The organism is Pseudomonas sp. GM78, from assembly GCF_000282475.1.
GTDB lineage: Bacteria > Pseudomonadota > Gammaproteobacteria > Pseudomonadales > Pseudomonadaceae > Aquipseudomonas.
The window spans coordinates 1-1,310 of sequence record NZ_AKJF01000186.1 but is presented as its reverse complement, the minus strand read 5'-3'; the positions used below and the strand labels follow the sequence as shown (position 1 = coordinate 1,310).

2 protein-coding genes are annotated in these 1,310 nt (G+C 55.3%); both read left to right on the top strand.

Features of this window, described 5'->3' with window-relative positions:
* Positions 1 to 71: 71 nt before the first annotated feature.
* Entirely contained in the window at positions 72 to 431 is a 360-nt protein-coding gene (gene tnpB, locus PMI35_RS06020; protein ID WP_008064319.1) for an IS66 family insertion sequence element accessory protein TnpB, read from the top strand.
* A 16-nt stretch (positions 432 to 447) separates the two neighbouring features.
* On the top strand, positions 448 to 1,310 hold an 863-nt coding region (gene tnpC / locus PMI35_RS06025), incomplete at its 3' end, for an IS66 family transposase (protein ID WP_008064317.1).

Genomic DNA, 1,310 nt, shown 5'->3' with positions numbered 1-1,310 from the left:
AACCCCACATTCAAAGCGCTTAGCTGATGCCGGATGCTGTGCTCCCGATTCTCTCAGGAGGCCAGCTCGTCATGATGCGACCCGACGCCAAAGTTGAAAAAGTTTATCTCTACCCCAAGCCCGTGGACTTCAGAAAGTCCATTGATGGACTCGCTGCGCTGGTCGAGCTGGACATAAAAGTGGCGGTGTTCGACCCCGTGCTTTTTGTATTCCTGAATCGCCACCGTAACCGGGTGAAAATCCTCTACTGGGAGCGCAATGGCTTCTGCCTTTGGCTTAAGCGCTTGGAGTCTGAGCGTTTTAAAACATCACCCGATGCCGCCGACGAGGCCATCGTGTTGACGGTTCAGGAGCTGAACTGGCTGCTCGACGGTTTTGACCTGTGGCGCAACCGCCCTCATCAAGTTTTGACTCCAAGATTCGTCGCCTGACCGGTATAATCCGGGCATGAATTTAATGCCCGAAGACCTCCCAGATGACCCTGTTCTGCTCAAGCAAATGTTGCTTGAGGCGCTCAGCCGTCAGCAGGTTACGGCTGAGGCTTACCAGACTCATATCGTCGATCTGAAAGAACAGATCAAGCTGCTGCGCGACCGCCTGTTCAATCGTAAATCCGAGCAGACCGTTGAACCCAATATCCCGCAATTGGCACTGTTCAATGAGCCCGAAAGCGAGCCGATGCCTTCCGTCGGCGACGCTGACGAAGAAGTTGTGGCTCCGGCGCCACGTCGCGGCAAGCGCAAGCCTCTGTCGGCCGATCTGCCGCGTATCGAAGTCATCCACGAACTGCCCGAGCACGAACTGACCTGTGCCTGCGGTTGCCGCAAGCATGTGATCAGCGAAGAAATCAGCGAACAGCTGGATATCGTGCCGATGCAGATCCGTGTCATCAAACATATTCGCAAGGTTTACGGTTGCCGTGGCTGCGAAACGGTACCGGTCACCGCCGACAAACCGGCTCAACTGATCGAAAAGAGCATGGCCAGCCCGAGCGTTCTGGCCATGTTGCTGACCACCAAGTACGTCGACGGCTTGCCGCTGCATCGTTTCGAGACGGTGTTAAGTCGACACGGTATCGATATACCAAGGCAAACACTGGCGCGCTGGGTGATGCAGTGCAGCGAACACTTTCAGCCACTGCTGAACCTAATGCGCGACCGATTACTGGAAAGCCCGGTGATCCATTGCGATGAAACCCGTGTTCAAGTATTGAAAGAGCCAGGTCGAGACCCGACCAGCCAATCCTGGATGTGGGTACAAACCAGCGGTCCGCCAGATCGTAAAGTCGTGTTGTTCGACTACACGTCCAG